Here is a 19997-nt window from a genome sequence, read left to right as displayed (position 1 = left end):
ATGAGTGCAGCCAACAAAGAGGCAACTTGAAAGACGAAGCGTATAAAGTGCCGCTTGGAAATGACAAAAAATAATAAGCTGAGCATATATCGAACAATATATGACAAGAAAAAACTCATATCATTTATTATTTGGGTTTCATTTTTAATTCTAAATAACAATAGAAACCCTTTATTTTAAAGGCACTGCATTTTCCTGGACATATCTTTAAGTCTTATATAATTGGCTTCCTAATAATAAAAATCCACATAATATTTTATGTTATGTAAAAGCAGCCCATTTGTTATTAACCTACACCTAATTACTATCCTCAATAGATGTATATTCTAATTACTTCTGATTCTTGGTGTATTAATCCACCATGCGGTAGCCATGCCTAATGAATTTCAATCTAAAGTTAACAAAATTGTAACGCCGAAATACGGCGGGTACATTGGGAAAGGCTAAAAACCATCCGGAAGAATACTGCAAACAAAATACTCATCATGAAATTAAGCTGGTAAAGGGAAAGCCGTAATGAACGTATCTGAACATAAAAAGTTAGTCTCTGAATATTTGTGCAAACTTTCGGGTAAGCAGGATCTAGGCGATACAGTCAATATCTTTGAAACTGGTTTGGTTAATTCATTGGCCGCCATTCAATTAATTTCCTTCCTAGAAAAAAACTTCAAAATTAAGGTTGAGCTTGATGACCTTGATAATGCCAATTTTTCCAGCATCCAAGCTGTCTGTGATTTTTTGGATAGGAAGGTGGCAGCAAATGTTTAATCGTTTTTTATCTGTAGAACAGCAGGAATGGTTACAAGAGTTTGAACGATTTTCAGCCGCCGAGGTTGCACCTTATGCCGATGAATGGGATTTAGCCGAAGCAACGCCAGCCCATGTTGTACAGAAACTGGCGCAAAATGGCTGGCTGGGTGGATTGGCAAAGTCTGAAAATGGTGGCTTGGGTTTTAACGCCACCACGTTCGGGTTGCTGAATATGGCGATTGGTGCAGGCAGCGGATCACTGACAGGGTTGCTGAATGTACATTCAATGATGCTTAAAACCATTGAGGAGTGGGGAACCCAAGATCAAAAGCAACGTTTTTTGGCTTCATTGGTGAAGGGCGAAATGATCGGGGCATTCGCGCAAACGGAAGTATCTGCGGGAGGAGACTCGAAAAATTTATCGACACAATTTACAGAATCCGGCGATGAGCTGAGCATAAGCGGGCAAAAAAGCTGGATTACATTCGCCCAGATAGCGGATCTGTTTCTGGTCTTCGGTAAATTCCAAGGGTTGGATACCGCAGTATTGGTGCCCAAGGACACGCCGGGATTAACAATCACTGCCAAGAAAAACATGCTGGGATTCAAGAGTGCTTATCTGGCCGTATTGGATTTCAACGATTGCCGAATCCCGAAGACAAACATTGTCGGGAAACCCGGATTTGGGCAAAACCTCATTTCTAACAGTGCGCTGGATTATGGCCGCATCAGCGTGGCTTGGGCTGCGCTGGGAATACAGCAAGCCGCCTTGGCTGCATCAGCCCATCGGGCCAATTCACGCGTTACTTTTGGAACATTGCTTGCAGATCAGGGCATTATCCGCGGTTATTTAGCTGAGATGTCCAGTAGCCTGCTCGCCTCACAACTCATTTGTTTATCAGCAACCAAAGCCAAAGAAGCGAGGGATGAAGATGCCCTTGTGCAAATCCTTCAAGCCAAATTATTCGCATCACATGAAGCCGGCATTGCGGCCGCGAAAGCGGTTCAGATCCACGGTGGTCACGGATGTGATGAGAAAAATGGTATCAGCCGACTTTATCGGGACGCAAAAATCCTGCAAGTTGTCGAAGGAAGTAATGAACTGCAAAAAATGCTGATCGGCAAAGAAGTCTGTAATCGATACAGTTACCTACAATAAATCTTTAAAAGATAAATTAAACCGTATCGTTTCACCCATACATTAATTCCCATACTCAGTATTCCCATAAACACGGCCTGAAAAGCGAACCACGCTATTCGGCGGACGGATTTCTATTGTCTGCCGTTTAGCTATGGCTTCGGGCCGCAAACACATCTGAAACCATAAAAACGATATCCAATGCCTTTCAAGAAGCCGCCAACCAAGCTGCAACTTGAAGGGTGGCAGGTATTAAAAGCCAGCAATCAGAGGACGAGAGCGTCATGAAAACAGGACGATTGATTACTGATTATTTTAAAAGCACAGCGAGAGATAACCCGGCTCCGGCAGTACGTTGGGGAAAAGGAAATACTCTATCTTGGGAGGCGTTATATCAGCGTTCACAACGGCTGGCTCATTTCCTGATTAATGAGTGCAATGTACGCAAGGGGGATAGCGTTGCCATCGGGCTTGAACGCAGCCCTGAATTTTTAGTGGCGGCTTATGGCGTGTTGCTGGCTGGCGGTGTTTATTTTCCTGTAGACATGAAAACACCTGCCGCCCGTTTGGCATCCATGCTTGCGACAGCGCAGTCCCGCATCGCTTTTTGTCATGCGGGGCAGGAAAACGTGTTTACTCAGACAGGTGTTGAACTGGAACTGATTAACCGTGAGCATCTGGCAGACATAACCACCTTGCCACTTTCGGAACAAGCCCAGCAAGACTCATTCGGCCCAAATGCACTGCAATTGCAGGCGAACGATCCCGCGTATTTGATTTTCACCTCCGGCACAACCGGCACCCCAAAAGGTGTTCTGGTCAATCATGGGGCATTTATCAACCGGTTGGAATGGCATCAGACACACAGCGAAATGACTGATGCGGACATTATTTTGCAAAGGACGGCCCTGACTTTTGATGTCTCTTTGTGGGAGCTTTTTTTGCCCGCGTTAAATGGTGCCAGCAACTATCTGCTGCAACCGGGGCTGGAATCTTTCCCCAGAGGCATTGTGGCGGCGATGGCAGACGAAAATATTACGGTGGTTCATTTTGTTCCCAGCTTGTTGAAGCCTGTGCTTCAAGAACTACAGGAACAGGCACCCCAGAGTAGCGCAGAACCTCAGTCACCCTTGCCGGCATTGCGCAACGTTTATGTCAGCGGGGAATCATTGCTTGCCAGTCTGGTGACGCAATTTCAGGACATGTTTACTTCGCATTGCCTGCTGACCAATTTGTATGGCCCGACGGAAGCGGCCATCGATGTCAGTTTTTATGACTGTATGTTTTATGACCATAAGTGTGAAGCGGGTATGGAAACACCGTCAACGCACATTCCTATCGGCCAGCCGCTTACCGGATGCCAGCTATACATCGTTGATCCGGAAAATCTGGCATTAAAAGCAGCATCCGAAACAGGCGAAATCGCCATCGGTGGAATATGTCTGGCTGACGGATATTACAACCGCTCGGATTTAACCGATAAAGCATTTGTTTTCCACCCCGAACTTCAGGAGCGAATTTACCTGACAGGTGATCTCGGATGGCATGAGGAAGGAAAAGGCTTTTTCTGTCAGGGACGAAAAGATACCCAAATCAAACTGCGTGGGCTGCGGATCGAATTGGGCGAGATAGAACATCACCTGCTCAATCATCCGGAGATTACGGAGGCAGTAGTGTGTGTTGTTGAAGACAACGAACAAACGCAATGGCTGGTGGCCGCCATCGTGGCAGGGCAAGAAGAACTTCAGCCGCAGGATATCCGGCAATTTCTTGCCACACAAATGCCAGCCTACATGCTACCCATGCGCTATTGGCAGGCTCCGCAGTTACCGAGATCCAGCTCCGGAAAACTCGACAGGAAAGTGATCGCCCAAAACCTGCGGGAACTGTTTTTCGAGCAAGGTGAGGGGACAGGTCATGAATAAATCGGCTTTTGAATTAACCCGGTCGCAGCAGTCTGTTTTCAAAATAGACGCGTTTTATCTGTCTGGCTATCGGTTTTATTTGGGGGGCGTGATTCGTCTGAATGGCGATGTGTCTCTGGAACAGCTTGTCCGTGCCGTTGAAATTGTTCGCAATACGCAAGATGTCTTTCGTATTGGTTTCATGGAAAAGGCCGTATTTGCGGAAAAAGCCATCGCAGAGCAAGGTGTAAAAGCGGAACCATTGGAAATTGAGCCATCTGAACTCAAGTGGTATGGCTATCGGCATGATCCCGTGCAATCAGACGTAGTGAAAGTCAATTTCAGCAACTACCCCGACCCTGATCAGGCATTTGAACACTGGGCCAAGCGCCAGTTATTAATAGAAGATGATTTATCCCTGATACCGATACAAATTTTTGCGGTTCAGTTCAAGCAAGGGCAATCAGGCTTTTTTATTAAAGCACACCATGCCTTGGTGGATGCGACCGGATTGGCCATTTTGACGGATTCTCTGGTCAAAGCCTTGGAGCAGGCTGGAGATGGAATAGAGCAACCGCAGTCCCCATTATTTTCTTTGCATATTGAAGAAGAGCGACAATATGAGCTTTCCCGGCGGTTTGAAAAAGATGCTGCGTATTGGAAAAGTCTTTTTGGCGATCAGGCGCAAACCAATGCCGATAGAATTTCTGCCCGCTATCCGATAGGTGATTATCGTGGGCTGGAACCACGCTCCCGACGTGTAAAAGTACTCGTCACGGATGAGCAAAATGCGTTGTTATCCCGCTTTAAAAACAGTGGCGGCTCGATTTTCCGGTTATTTTTCACGGCCGTTGCCTATACGCAAATGTTGATTGAAGACAGCAATGGCGTTTTATTGCAGGCACCCATCGTCAACCGCTGGAGCGAAGAGGCAAAACGGGTGATATCCATGTCGGTGGCACCGATCCTGTTGCCGGTATTTCGTGAAGCGGATACCACACTTGCTGACTGCTACAGGGTGCTGAAAGCACAACTGCAAAAAGCCATTGTGCATTCACGTTATACGCCGGCTACCCGTTGGGGGGAATTTGCTTCATCAGACTGGAAGAAAATTATTCCGGCCTTTGGTGTTTCCTACCAAATCGATGACTTTCAGGGCATTGTTGCTGGCGGGGAAATGCATATTGACCACATTCAGGCTGTCGAAGCGCTGTTTGCAACCATTCATATCCATGACCGTTTTGACCAAAACTGTTTTTGGCTTGAAGCGGATTTCCGCCAAATCTGGTCACTGGAACAGTGTCAGGCATTTCTGCAATCCGTCCTTGAAAATGCGGTGGCAGCCATTGCTGAACTCCTCAATCAAGGCAGCATAAACACCTCCTTGCAAATGTCAGGGCAGGGGCAAATTGCCGCTCAAGTCTCCGCTAATGAGGAAGACAGCTCAACGGCTCCGATAGGCGAACATCTATCCCGAGCATTCAGACGTTATGCTGATAACCGATTATTTAAATTAGCCTCAGAATCTGACGGGGTGACTTATCGTCAGGGCCAGCTGTGGATCCGCCAATTCAGTGCGCAATTGCGAAGCCAGTTGCACAGGGGCAACAAATCGTTTTCGGAGCCAGCTCCGGTTTTGCTCTTGGGAAGGCGCACGCCTGAAACGACATTGGCTTATCTGGCCTGCCTGATTGACAATGTGACGGTTATCCCGGTTTGCCCGACCACAACGCCGATAACAAGGTTATTGACGATCATTCGTACTTCGGGGGCAGCTCTGTGCATTCACACCGAAGCGGATCAGGATTTGGCTCAGGCCCTGCATTTACCGTGCTTGCCGGTGGCGCTGCAAGGGATGTCGTCAGAAAAATATGCAGGAGAAGAGGATTGGGCTGAGAACGAACCCTATCCTGGAATGCAGCCAAAACCTGCTTCCCGCAATCCGGCCTATATTCTGTATACATCCGGTTCAACCGGAGAACCCAAGGGGGTGGCAATTTCTCCCGTGGCATTGGCAAACTACGCGTTGGCAGCCAAAACTGTCTATGCTGATGAAACCCCGTTCAATGCCCCGCTATTTACCTCTTTTGGATTTGACTTAACACAAACTGCAATTCTGATACCGATTCTGTCCGGTGGATTTATGCAAATTCACGAACAGGACATGCGCGATAACCCTGAATTGCTGCATAGCCTGCTCACAGATGAATCGCTGACGGGCGTTAAATGCACACCATCCCACCTTGCTTTATTTATCGAACACACTTCCGCCAGGCAAAACCCACTGACTTTTATTGTCGGAGGTGAAAATTTACCCACCAATCTGGTGAGCAAGGCGCTGGCATTCTTTCCGTCAGGCAGCAAAATTATCAATGAATATGGGCCGACGGAAGCAACCGTAGGGTGCTGCATTTATCCCCTGAATCAGCCATTCAACAATGACGCTGTCCACACCGCGCTACCGTCCATGACTCCCATTGGCACCGCACTGGGCAGGGCCGAGCTATCGATAAGGAACCGTTGGGGGCAACGCATGCCTAAAGGGTTTCAGGGCGAGATTTGGATAGGAGGCCCTGTTCTGGCGGATGGATATCTCAACGACCGCAGCCAGACAGACGCAAAATTTGTGTACAGCAGCAATGAACCGCACCGTTGGTATCGCACCGGGGATTTGGGGTTGCAGGATGAACAAGGGATCTTCCATTGCCTTGGGCGTATCGACGATGAATTTAAAGTCCGCGGACAGCGGATCCATCCGGCGGAAATTGAGAAAGCAGTAGAGGCTACATTAGCCGAGTTTGGGCACGGCAATGGTCACGGTTGGCAATTGAAAGCATTGAAATTGGTCATGGGCGAAACGGAGGAAATGGCGGGAGATGAGATCCTCGTCCTGTGCAGCAACGCCTCTGTGCCTCATGACAGCCATGAATTTCAATGCAGCTTGAAAAACAGGCTTCCCAAGGCTTGGTTGCCCGGCTTGTACTGTACGGTACAGCCTTGGCCGCTAAATTCCAACGGTAAAGTGGATATGGCTGCCCTTATTGCAGCAGCCAAAGCAAACAAGGCATTGAGTGACAAGGTTCGGCTCTCTGCAACCGCCGCCATAGTCGGTGAGCAAAATCAAGGAAAGGCGGAAACTTATCAACTTCCTGCGTGGTTGAGTGCTGAATTTCTCAAACCGATTTGGCCGCAATCTGTCGATCTGAGCGCCTCATTTCTGGAGCAGGGCGGGGATTCCATCAAGGCAATCCGTTTGGTTGCGTTATTGGCAAAAGAAGGGGTCAGAGTTGAAACGTCTGCGCTGTTAAGCCCAACCGCACTGGGAACCGTGTTAGAAACAGCCTGTGCAGAGCAACAAAACGTTGCCGCCGCTGATGCACATACAGCCAATAAATTAATGCTACAAAAAGAACTCACGGCGGACTGGCTGGAATACTTACCCAGTGTGCGCTGGTTCCGGCAGCAGGATTTTCATTACGCAGATCGATTCCAGCAAGGGGTTGTGCTTGAGCTGGCTCCCGGCCTCTCGGCTGAACATATCAACGCAGCAATCCGAGCCATCAAGGCAAAGCACCAAATTTTCTCCCTGAGAGCCAATCGAAATTTGAGCGAGTTTTATTTTTTACCATCGAAACCCGCATTGTCAGAGAGTGAAGAAAATCAACAAGGAACGATGCTGGCGCAAGGTGAATCCCTTGCAGACAGGCTTGGCCAATTACAAAGACGCGTGAGTCTGGATGCCCAACCGAGTGTGCATGAGGTGATACTCGAACCGGCAACTAACAAATGCTATCTGTTTTGGGTTTGCCATCATCTGATTTGCGATGTGCATTCATGGATTTTCTTGTTGGATGAACTGGATCAGGCGCTGAACAGAACCGTTATTCAAAACGACATTATCGCTGACGTGGATACCGAGCGGGGCGCTTTCCTGTGGGGCCAATGGCTTGGAAATATGTGGTTTGAGAAAACATGGCGCAAAGGGCAAGAATTGGGTGTGGAACCGACGCCAATGCCGAGTCATGTCAGCCCGCCTGCCACGGAACCAGTCATGTTGGCGCTGTCCATTGCCGGTAACGATATCAACATGATGGAGCAGCGCACCAAAGCGGATCGTGCACAGTTAATTGCCGCCGCCTTGCTGATAGTAGTGCAGGATAGCGGTCTGCTGCCGGAGCAACCCGGCGTGTTGTTTGAAAACCACGGACGCTTTTTTTCCAGCGTCTCCAACGCAGCGTTTTCCAAAGCAGAAAGACCCGCCAGTTGGAACGCAGAGATGGCGAATGCAGTGGGGTGGTTTACCGGCTTCCATCATCTGGAGCTGAATGTTTCCTCCGATCACCCGCTCAGCCTGTTGCAAACGTTGAAGCATCGTTTGCATGCAGATGCTGCCGACTGGCAAAAACAGTTGGGGCTGAATGCCGCAGTCCGGCGGCCGCTTATCTGTATCAACGATATTGGTCTGGGCTTGGATAGCATCGGGGCATGGCGCAATGTCAGTTTGGTTCAATCGCTTTCCGGCGGTTTCCGCCATCCCGGAGAAAAGAGCATCGCTGATTTTGACGTACTCATTCGTGATTGTCGTGAAACAAGTGCCGTGGTTATTGAGCTGAGATTGGGAATTGCTGGCGCCGACATTGAGGAAGCCAGACGTTATTTAGCCCAACTGAATGACAAGCTTTTGAGCTGGAACGCCATCCATCACGGCCAGCTTGAAAAGCAAGATGACAAACCCACAGAACACGGTTTGCACCAATCACTGATCCCCGCGGATTTCCCTTTTTGTCAGCTCTCACAATCGGAGCTCGATTTCATTATTCATGGAGCCTCAGCATGAAAATCGCTCTCGACTCAGCCAAAACCGTATTTTTATTTCCCGGCGTCGGTGTGCAACGGCCGGACATGTTTGCCGAATTTAAAATATACCCTGAGTATCGGGATTGCTTGGACGAAGTGTCAGAGCTGTCTCAGGTTAACCTGCATGAAGTCATTCACGGTGAGCGCCGTGACACATTGAAACAAGTACGCATTGCCCAATTGGCTCTGACCGCGACCACGGTTGCCATCGCCAACATCCTGCGTCGGCATGGGGGGCTGGTTCCTGAATTTATGATGGGGCACAGTCTGGGCCAGTATCCCGCACTTTGCGCTGCCGGATACCTTGATCTGGCGACCTTGACCAAAATTGTCAATATCCGCTCCGAAGTAGTGGAAGCCTGCGCGCGCCATTTCCAGCAAGGGGACATGTGCTGGGTATTGCACATTCCTGCCGATGTTGTGATGCAGGAAGTAGAAAACGCCCGCGCCGATGAGGGAATAGAGGTTTATATATCCGCCGTGGATGCATTTGATCAGGTCACTATTTCTGGCGAGATGGCGGATATCCGCCGCTTTGCCCCCCGCATGGAAACGTTGGGAGGGCTGGTTTATCCACTGAAAATTGGCGGCCCGTTTCACTCACCTTTGATGGCAGAGGCAAAAACGAAATTAGCTGCATTGCTTGATTTCTTGCCGGATAGGGAGCCGCAAACTGTTCCGGTTTCTCGCTTGGTTTGTAATGTCAGCGGGGCGGAATTACAGGTAGAAAACCTGAAAGCGTCGGTTTTGCAGCACTTGATCTCTCCGGTGCAGTGGTTGCCGAGCTTGCAATACGTTGCGCAAAAAGGCGTGACCCGCTATTTGGAAATCTCGCCGAAAAACGTCTTGAGTTACCTCACTGAGCGTACAAAATTACCGATGCGTTCGTTGTGTGAACCCGATGAACTGTTCACCTTCACACAGGAATTGAGCAGCAAAGAGAGTCGGTTGGCGCGTTTTTCCCGGTATTGCTATTTCCATCTTTATAGCTCAAAAGTGCCGGCGATGGCGGAGCCGAAAGCAATCGAGCAATTGCATCGCATCAGGGAGCAAACCCGACAAAGGATCAGCAGTTCTCACCTGAGCAATTCTCACCTGAATAGTGAGGAATACCATTTTCTCCATCAAATGACACAACAGTGGCTGGATGTTCTTGAAGTGCACGGCAAGCGCCCCTTGTTGATGGAAAAAGCGCAATTGCAGAGCCTCTTTGATGCAGTGAGGCATTAACAATGACAACTGCAAATCACAACGACATAAATCACAACAACATAACCCACAATTCTGTAAACCACAGCCATCCACATTCTAACTACATTGAAGAGTTGCTACAGGTAACACCACAGGCGAATGGCTTGCTGTTTCATGCCTTGAAAGATGGTAACAGCGCCTATCACATTGGGGTGGCATTCAGTTTATCCGCTGACATTGAAGAAGACGCGATACGGAAAGTATGGCACCAGATCCAGCAGGCACAGCCAGCGTTGAGATCGGTATTTTTCTGGCAAGGCATCCGGGCTCCTCACCAGCTTGTCTATGCTTTGCCGCGCGTTTTACTGGAATATTCCCGTGTTGAATCCGCAGTCCCATCACTGTCGATGAAACAACGTTGCCTTGATTGGCTGGCTCAGTCGAAAGCGACGCCATTTGCATTGCATAGCGAAGTCTTCCGCATTGTGGTTTTCCACGATGTGGGCGCGGGAACCTTAAGCATTGCTTTCTCCTTCCACCATATTTTGATGGATGGCTGGAGCAGTTCATTGCTGATTTCCCTGTGGTTGCAAGGGCTGCGTAAACAAAAAATAGTCCCTCTGGCTGCACGGTCATATGCACAGCAATTGTGGAAAGGATTGAGTCAGGAAGAGTTGGTAATCAGCCGGGAATATTGGCAAAACAAATTCCAGCAACTGCCGGACGGAGAAGATTCTGCCGCGACCAAATTGCTGGATGAGCCGCTGTTCCGGCCGTCAGAACAGGCCGCAGCAATTGTAACAACCAAGCAAGACAGCGATGGTACGGGCAGGGCAGGAAACCAGCCCACGGCGAACAAGGTGCATGCATTGTGGAGCAAGGCGCGCAAGGCTGACATCGAAACATTGTGCCGCCGTGCAGGAGTAACGCCCGCCAGTTTCATTTATTTGTGCTGGGCAATGACGTTATCCAAATTCACCTACCAAAAAACGGTTGCCTTTGGTTGCACTTTTTCCGGCAGGGGCGCGGCATTGAGCCAAAACGCTGAACACCAGCCATTGGGGCTGTTCACCAATACTGTGCCACTGATCCTTGAACTCAATGGGAAATGGGATCTGGAAACGGGATTGCGATCCGTTTTTCAAATATTGCAGCAGACCCAACGGCATGAAAAAACACCGCCCCTGACCATTCGGGAAGAAGCAGGAACTCGGGACGAATTGTATGATTCGATAGTCGTTTTCGATAATTACCCCATTGATGCCACATTGCGGGATGAAAACCACGGGGCATTCCTGACGGATTTTCACAGTGAAGAAACAACTCACTTTGGTTTGACCCTGACGGTTTCTGGCGTCGAACAATGGCGTGTTGAATTAAGCTCAGGGGAAACCTACGAAGGTGATCCCGCCGCAGTCGCCGCAGTATTCAGCGCGTTTGAGTCGCTGGCAACTGACTTGCTCAATCAACCTGCGGAAATATTGTTTGAAAATAGGGCGCTGAGAGTTAATTCCACAACAGAAGCGTCTGCAACAGGGTCTGAAAGTTCACTGATAGCAGGGGAAATCAAAGAAGACGGCCCCGATATCAATCAGTTTTTATTGCGCATTTACCAGCGCCTCAATGACCATCCCCAAGATATCGGCCTGATAGATCCTCAGCACAGGATAAGCAATCACACCTTGTTAGCGGGCATTGCCATTTTACAGGAACGGTTGCAGGAAGCGGGATTTATTCCGGGCGACCGTGTGGCTGTTCACCTTGAAAAAGGGCGGTTATCCACACAGGCGCTTCTGGCTATCCTGTTCAGTGGCGGGAGCTACTTTTACCTCAATCCCAAAGATCCGCTGCAACGCAGAAAACAGCTATTGGCATTGGCGGAGTGCCGGTTGGTATTGACCAACTCGGCTTTGACGCGGGAACTGGGTTCTGACATTGAACGTTGCTTATTGCTGGATATTGAATCATCTGGCCTTGAATCATCCGAGATTGAACCACAGGCCCGCGAAGCCGGAAAAATACATTTGAGCCATCGTCCGTCAGAAGGTGAATTTTATTTCATCTTCACATCCGGAACGACCGGCACGCCCAAAGGCATCGCCATTCGCAACGGATCGGTGGCGAATTTGTTGGATTGGTTCATCAAGGAGACCAGCCTGACGTCCGCAGATCGGGTACTCGGGTTAACTGACCTTAATTTTGATCCCAGTGTGGAAGATTTGTTTGCCAGCCTTGCCGTCGGTGCCACGCTGATTTATCCATCACCTAACGTCTTGCTGGAAAGACAGGCATTTATCGAGCTGGTGCAAAATGAATCCATCACATTGATCGATTTTATTCCGGGAGCCATTGCGCAACTGATTCAGGGAGCGCCCTTTTTCCCGGCCATGCGGCTGTGGGTATTCGGGGGAGAAGAGCTGCCGAAACGTCTCAGGGATGATTTGTTACAGCAGGGCTACGCTGTCAGCAATCACTATGGCCCGAGTGAGACTACGGTGGATTGCCTCAGCGCCAGACAAACGCTGGCATCTGCGGTATCCATTGGCTGGCCCATCCAGAATGTTGTTGCTTACTGCGCGGATATATTCGGCAACCCATTGCCAGCCGGCATTCGTGGGGAGCTTTGGGTTGGCGGACGGGCTGTTGCCCACGGGTACACCACCAATCCGGTCGAATCAGCGAAATATTTCGTCCCTGCCAATCACTTGAAGGACGAAAGCGTGCTACCCGAATACCGGAGCCTTGCACCGCATTTCTATCGCACAGGGGATGCCGTCGCCTTTTCCCATGAATCCGGTTTCAATTATCTGGGGCGGATTGACGATCAAGTCAAAGTGAACGGTGTTCGCATTGAGCCGCGTGAGCTGGAACGTACGGTCGAAATGTTGGCGCAGGTCAAAGTGTGTTACCTGCTGCCGGCTGCGCAGGCAGGAAAGCGCCAGTGGCACCTTTTTGTCGATAGCAGCGAATCGGCAGCGATACTGGAACCCCGCGTGCGAGAGCATATCCGCCGCCATTTTCCGGCATCGTGGGAGCCTGCCCTGATTGTGATCGTGGACGGCTTCCAACGCACGATCACGGGCAAAGTTGACCGCAAATGGCTGCGGGCGTGCGCGGTTGAATGGCAGCAAGCACAGTCTGCCGTGGCTCCCGTGACACTGACCGATCCCATTGAAACTCAGGTGCACGAGATCTGGTGCGGGATCTTAGAAACACAGGCCATTGCCACCAACGTAAATTTCTTTGATGCAGGGGGTGATTCCATCAAGATCATCGCGTTGCAATCCCAGATGCAACAAGCATTCAATCTGGATATTGGTGTCGCAACCCTGTTTGAACACCCGACCATTGCCGCCTTTGCCGGCTGGCTCAAGCAAAGCTGCCTGTCGCCTGAATATGCAGCCTCTGAGGGAACCCGTCCCGATCCCGGCAATCAGCCATCCCAAGAATCCACTTTGTCGTCAGCCCGCTCCGGTAAAAACAGACTGGCGGACAGGCGGCGTAAAGCAAAAGGAAATTCAGCATTATGAAGCGTGAATATACCGGTAATGAAGTTGCTATTATTGGCATTTCTTGCAAATTTCCCCAAAGCCCTGATTGGCAAAGTTTTTGGCGCAATCTGTTGGCAGGGCAGGAATTAGTGTCTTTTTTCTCCCGGGAAGAACTTCTGGCGACCGGGGCAACCCCGGAAATGATTGACCAGCCCAACTACGTTCCTGCCAAAGCCGTCCTTGAAGATACTGAATGTTTTGATTATGGCTTTTTCGGTTATTCACACCGCGAAGCCAGCAAAATGGATCCGCAGCTTCGCGTACTGCATGAAGTCAGTTACAACGCCTTTCTGGATGCCGGAATGACCCCCGGCGAATCATTGAGAAATGCCGGTGTTTTTATCGGCTCTACGCTGAATCTGACCAGATTGGGGCAATTCACGGGAGTCAGCCAGGATATCTCGGAAATGTTTGATGTCAGCAATTACAACGATCCGGCTTCATTTGCGGCGCAAATTGCTTATCGCATGAAATTGAACGGCCCTGCGGTACATGTGCAAACGGCCTGTTCCACTTCATTATCTGCCATTCATTTGGCATGCAAGGCGCTGCTGGCGGGAGAGTGTGAGATGGCGCTGGCAGGGGGCGCCTGCATTACTGATCCGGTTGCGGGAGGCTATCTGCATCAGGATGGCATGATCCTGTCACCGGACGGGCATTGCAAAACGTTTGCCGATGATGGGCAGGGCACCGTGAATGGCAATGGCGTTGCGGTAGTGTTGCTCAAGCTGCTGGAAGATGCACTGGCGGACGGCGATCCCATCCACGCAGTGATTGTTGAATCCGGCATGAACAATGATGGCGATAGAAAAGTGAGTTTTGAAGCCCCGAGTGTTCAGGGGCAGGCGGAAGTGATATCACGGGTCTATCAGTTGGCAGGCATTCCGTTTTCAAGTCTGGGGATGATTGAAGCACACGGAACCGCAACCGTGCTGGGCGATCCCATTGAAATTCAGGCCCTGAACAAAGCGGCGCAGGAACTCTTGTCCCCGGATGAGCTAAGCGAATTCCGGTGCGCGGTAGGGAGTGTCAAATCCAATATGGGGCATTTGGATGCAGCGGCGGGGATTGCCGGGTTTATTAAAGCGGCCTTAAGCGTCCGCTTCGGCAAGATCCCGCCATCGTTGCATTTCAACCAACCGAACCCCCATCTGAATTTGGCTAACACGCCTTTTTGGGTGCCGACCCAAGCCACTGATTGGCCGCAGCAACAGGAAATCCGCCGGGCGGGTGTCAGCTCATTCGGCATCGGCGGGACGAATGTTCATGTCTTGCTTGAACAGCCGCCGGAAGCAGTCAGTGATGAAAAGCACGCAGCAGACAGCGAGACAATGCACATCTTGCCTCTTTCCGCTAAATCACCGCCGGCATTGGCGGCTTTGGTGAAGGGATATTCCAACCATCTTGAAGTGATCAACCTGAATCAGGGCGGACGGGAAGCTTCAAATCTGGCCGCTATCGCCTGCCAATTGCAGGAAAATCGGACAGCGTATGAGAGCCGCGCTGCTTTTGTGGCCCGGAACAGTGATGAATGGAAACACCAGCTTGACCATTGGGAATTGCTGGGTGGCGCTGGTGAGACGACTGAGGGTCAGGTTTGGCTCTTTTCAGGGCAAGGCTCGCAATCGCAGGAAATGGGGTTGCGCCTTGCGGCAGAATACCCGGAGTTTGGGAACATTTATCTGGGATTGCTGGATAAAGCGGCGACGCTTTTATCGGTGGATAGAGCAACGGTCATCGGCTGGATTAAACAGCCACCGGAAAAACTGTCGACTTATCATCTCCAGCCGATTTTATATGCCTTGCAGGTGGCATTGGGGATTTGGTTACAGAAACTGGGCTGCCAGCCTGCCGCCTTATGCGGTTTCAGTATGGGCGAGCTTTCGGTGGCGGCGATTGCGGGCGTTTTCACTCCCGAAGAGGGCATGGAGCTGATGGTTGCCCGGGCGCAATTGATGGAGCCGATGCCAAAGGGGGCAGCCTTTGCTGCCAGCCTTCGATCCACGAAAAACGGTTCTGCCAAAAAAGAATTTGATGGCAAGTTCCCGGACAAAATTTGGTGCATATCTGAACTCAGCCCGAAAACGTGGGCACTGGCGACCGAAAGAGAATTGGCGGCAGAAGCTGAAAATTGGTTAACGCAGAATGGATTTACCTTTAAGCGCGTGCCGGTATCCCATGCTTTTCATACCCCAATGATTGAACCGGCGGCGAAAGCGTTTGGCGATTTATTGAAAAACTATCATCTGAAACCCGCCAAATACACGGTCTATTCAACAACATTGGGCCGGAAACTTGCCGCGCATGAAATGAGTGATCCGCAATATTGGATCAAGCAAATACTCATGCCTGTGCAATTTGGCGCAGCGTCAAAATACATGGGGCAAGATAATCCGAATGCACTTTTTGTACAGATCGGCACCAGCGTAGATTTGTTGCAACATGTGCGCAAGTGGCTGCAAATGGGCGGAGAAAGAGTGATGCCCACGCTGGGGGCAGAGGGCGTGGATCAGGAAGTGAATTCGGTATTGCAATTTATTGCCAAGGTCTGGGCACATGGCGGCAATATCGACTGGTCACGGCTCAACAATCATCCGCAACATCAATCCCCGCAATCCCTGCCTAAATTACATTTGCCCGGCCATGCGTTTGAGCGCGTGGTGTGTTTGCCACAAGCGCGGGCTACGCAAGCGGATTCACCTGCGCTTTCATCATTATTCTTCGGTTCCCATTATTACGGATTTGAATGGGAAAAAGTCAGTGTTGCGGCACCAGAGAGCAGCGCCAAGCGGGACGCAATACCGACAACGTGGATAATTTGCCCACAGGTAACAGAGAGGGAACGTACGCTGGCTGACACATTGGGGCTGAATGACAACATGTTGCAGTTTATCGCAATGGATGCGTTTCTTGAGATGAAAGAACCCGGTAGTGATTTTTCAAATAGCTACACAGAATTGCCGGAGTGGCTGGTGCAGCAAGGGTTACAGGCATCGGAAGCGATGGATGTGATCATCACCGGATTGTTGGATGATTTAAATGCGCAACAGGCTCAATTCTGGGCATTTTGGTTGCCTACCGCTTTAGCAAGGTGGAGCGCAGAACAAAGTCGCGTACCGGACATGCGGTTGTTCTTCCCCGCAACGCAAATGGCGGCATGGAATGGCTCAGAAACGCTGAATGCGGAAAAAAACCAGCTTCAGGGGCCGTTGCTGATCCTGCCGGAAGAGTACCCCAATATCACGACACTTTGTGTTGACTTGGTCAGCCCGGATGCAGAGTGTGCCGCCCGTGGGTTACAGCCGTGGAGAGAACAAGGCTGGCAGGGCGGGCAATTTTACTGTTTCCGTCAAAATAATGCTGGTGAAGAGGGTTTTTGGCAGCGTCGGATCACGTCACGGCTGCAAAAACAGCCTGTGGCTCAAACACAGCCCAATATCAGCCGAAATAGCTGGGTGTTGATTACGGGTGCCAATGGCGGCATGGGGTCAGCAATTGCTGAATATCTGGCGCGGGTCTATCACTGCAACTTGTTGCTGCTAGTGCGCCAGCCGCTGCCGAAAAAAGGGCAGTGGCTGGCTGAAATTGAAAAAGGTTCTCCCCATGCGGCATTGCTGCAATGGGCGCGGGAGCTTGAAGCTAAAGGGAGCCGGGTTGAGTTTTTGCATGCTGATCTGGGGCAGAGTGATTCTCTGGAAAAAGCGTTTGGGCCAATATTCCAGATGGCAAAGCGAGGGGTAGGCATCGATTACTTGTTCCACACTGCCGGGCGGGGCGAAGGTGCCATGTTGCAGATGCGTTCTGAGGCTGAATCCATTGCGACACTGGCTCCCAAAGTCACCGGAACCCGCTTCTTCTGCGACAACTTAAAGCGATTGGGCAATCCGGCCTTGTTGCTGTTTTCCAGTCTGGGAAATTTATTGCCGAAAGAAAAAATCGGGCAGATTGCTTATGTTGCCGGTAATGCCTGTCTGGAAGCCTATGCAGAACAAGTGCGCAACCAAGGCGGCAAAGCACAGGCCATCGCGTGGGATGACTGGGCTGAATCCGGCATGGCAACGCGTTCTGCGCAGCAATTGGATCAGGCACTTATGCACCCGGCATCTAAGCATTCGGTGGCGCATGGTGCCACTGATGCGGTGGTCTGGCGTTATCCATTGCATGCCAAAGATGACTGGTGGCTTGATGAGCATCGCCTTGATGAATCCACTGCCGTGATGCCGGCAATGGGGATTGTGGCGCTTGCTCATCGGGCTGCGGGTGAATTGCGTGGTGAAGCAATGTCCGCGTTTACATTGCAGGGGATCACCATTGAAAGGCCGCTGGTCGTCGTTGATGATCGGGCCGTTGGTGATCAGATCGTGGTTAATGATCTGATCATAGAAAATGATGATGCTGGCCTTGATGCCGCAGTCGTGTTTGCCGCTGACTTGAATGGATTTGAAATTTTCTCGGGCCACGGTGAATTCTCCCGTGAGACATGGACTAAACATGCCAGTGGCAAAATTACCCCGCACGATAGCCAAGTTATCCCGTCAATGAAGCCGCTGCCTGAATCATCACTCCTGAACCTGTTCCGCGCTGCGGATAATATCGGAGTCAGCCCGAAAGCAGCCCTGACTTTCGGCCCGCGCTGGCACAATGTCATTTCGGTTGACCAGATTATTTCGGCAGAACAAACCGGCAGCCATGAAATCCTCAACCAGTTGCAGCTTCCGCTCGTCTACCAAGGGGAAGCACAAGCCAATGGCCTTCATGTTGCTTTGCTGGATACAGCGACATTGATTGCCTCCCCAGAAAATGACGATGTGCAGTTTGCCCCTGTTTCCATCGGCGGATTCATGCAATTTGCCCCCATGTGCGATCAGGTGAAAAGTCATGTGCAGGTACAAGATATCGGCACCAACAAATTGTTGCAGGTCAACATTTACTCGCAGACGAATACCCTGCTGGTGGCGATAAGTGATCTGTTGCTGGTTGATGCCTCCGCAGTGTTGCAGGATCAAAGCCCGGCCGAAACTGCACCCGTGCACCACGTCATGCGCTTGCAGCACAGTGAAACAGGCAATGCTGATTTTTCCTTTGTCTCGCAACTTGAAGCCCGTAAAACTCCCGGCCCGCTGGAAGTGGAAATTCAGGTCAAGGCGGCAGGGCTTAACTTCAAGGATGTATTGATAGCGCTTGGCGTATTGCCGGCACCAATTGACCCAACCATGACTTTCGGTCAGGAAGCCGCCGGGGTTGTAACCCAGATCGGGCGGGATGTCACCGGTATTCAGGTCGGGGATCGCGTGATGTGCGCAGGGCACAGTTGTTTGGCTGAGCACGTCGTGATGCCGCAGCATGTTGTTGCACCTATCCCGTCAATCTTGGGATTCCAGCAGGCGGCGGGGATTCCCGTTGCTTTCACCACGGCTTGGATTGCCCTGAAACATACAGCCAACTTGAAAGCAGGGCAACGCATCTTGATTCACTCTGCGGCGGGTGGCGTAGGAATGGCCGCAATGCAGATGGCCCTCTATTTGGGTGCGGAAGTTTGGGTTACCGCAGGCAGTGAAGAAAAACGCCGTTTGTTGCTGGGCATGGGTGCTAAAGGCGCGGCAAACTCCAGGACTCGGGAATTCGGGGATGTTTTCCGCCGTGAATTGGGTGAGCGGCCGTTTGATGTGATCCTCAACGCCTTGGCAGGGGAATTACTGGAAGAAAGCGTTTCGCTTCTGGCACCGCAGGGCCGTTTTCTGGAACTGGGATTGCGGGATATTTTGCAAAACTGGCAATTGGGACTGTCGATTTTTGCCGAAGGGGGCAGTTTCCATGCGGTACAAGCCGGGGCGGAACATCCGGCTTACCAAGAGGCTTGGTCAGAGGTTAGCGCTTTGCTGGCACAAGAAGTGCTTAAACCGTTACCGACGAAAATCTATCCCGCCAACGAAATTTCCGGGGCATTTCAATACATGGCTCAGGGAAAACATATCGGCAAGATTGTTATTGCAATGGATGAGCGCAATGAGGAACGCAGTTTTGTGGAAAAACTGCGGGCAGAAGGGCTGTCCAATGCGGAAGGAACGCAGATCGCCATGGCGATGGCGGCATTGGTTCATCAAACTTCATTGCCCTATGTTGCGGTTTCTAAACTGCCGATTGGCTCTGTGCTGGAAAAACAGCGCCACACCCAGCAAATGCTGTTCAGCAACAATTCAACACTGCATGCACCGAATGCCACCAATGATGGCATCCAACAATCCCTGAAAGGCGCGAATGCGGAAGAGTTGCTTAAGTCGCTCCGTTCCATGCTGGCCGATTTTTTGGGGATGGACGGTTTAGATGTGGATGCCAGCTTCTTCTCTTTGGGGGCAACTTCGCTGGATCTTATCCAATTCGCCAAACGTCTGGAACAACGGCTGGAGCGCGATATCCCCGTGACTTTGTTATTTAAGGCCGCCTCCTTGCGTGAATTGAGCAAGGAACTGGCTCCATCGCACTCGGTAGAAAAGCCAGCCACAGAAAATGAATCGCCAGTACCGCAGTCCGGATTGGGGGATAAACGGCGTTCATTGCAGGCGCGCCGTAAATTACGGGACAGTGCATCTGAGTAATCAGTGCATC

Annotated in this window: 7 protein-coding genes; all 7 read left to right on the top strand. The window is 50.7% G+C overall.

Annotated elements, in window-relative coordinates; genetic code table 11:
- Positions 1–516 precede the first annotated feature (516 nt).
- Positions 517–768 (top strand): acyl carrier protein, encoded by a 252-nt coding sequence (locus FE392_RS01665; protein WP_038260984.1) that lies wholly within the window; start codon positions 517–519, stop codon positions 766–768.
- On the top strand, positions 761–1909 hold the full coding sequence (locus tag FE392_RS01660; protein ID WP_319928496.1) for an acyl-CoA dehydrogenase family protein: 1149 nt from the start codon (positions 761–763) through the stop codon (positions 1907–1909). The genes FE392_RS01665 and FE392_RS01660 overlap by 8 nt, the downstream gene beginning before the upstream one ends.
- A 263-nt stretch (positions 1910–2172) precedes the next feature.
- Entirely contained in the window at positions 2173–3813 is a 1641-nt protein-coding gene (locus FE392_RS01655) for an amino acid adenylation domain-containing protein (protein WP_319928495.1), read from the top strand.
- Positions 3806–8629: an AMP-binding protein gene (locus tag FE392_RS01650; RefSeq protein WP_319928494.1), complete on the top strand. Its 4824-nt coding sequence runs from the start codon at positions 3806–3808 to the stop codon at positions 8627–8629. Before FE392_RS01655 ends, FE392_RS01650 begins: the two co-directional genes overlap by 8 nt.
- A complete protein-coding gene (locus tag FE392_RS01645) occupies positions 8626–9879 on the top strand; it encodes an ACP S-malonyltransferase (RefSeq protein WP_319928493.1) in 1254 nt (417 codons plus the stop codon). The genes FE392_RS01650 and FE392_RS01645 overlap by 4 nt, the downstream gene beginning before the upstream one ends.
- Before the next feature lie 2 nt (positions 9880–9881).
- Positions 9882–13370, top strand: a complete 3489-nt coding sequence (locus FE392_RS01640) for an AMP-binding protein (protein ID WP_319928492.1) — start codon at positions 9882–9884, stop codon at positions 13368–13370.
- Positions 13367–19987 (top strand): beta-ketoacyl synthase N-terminal-like domain-containing protein, encoded by a 6621-nt coding sequence (locus tag FE392_RS01635; protein ID WP_319928491.1) that lies wholly within the window; start codon positions 13367–13369, stop codon positions 19985–19987. Before FE392_RS01640 ends, FE392_RS01635 begins: the two co-directional genes overlap by 4 nt.
- Positions 19988–19997: the final 10 nt, after the last annotated feature.

The organism is Xenorhabdus santafensis (assembly GCF_033949405.1).
GTDB lineage: Bacteria > Pseudomonadota > Gammaproteobacteria > Enterobacterales > Enterobacteriaceae > Xenorhabdus > Xenorhabdus santafensis.
The sequence above is the reverse complement of the archived record's forward strand: the minus strand, read 5'-3'. Positions and strand labels throughout refer to the sequence as shown.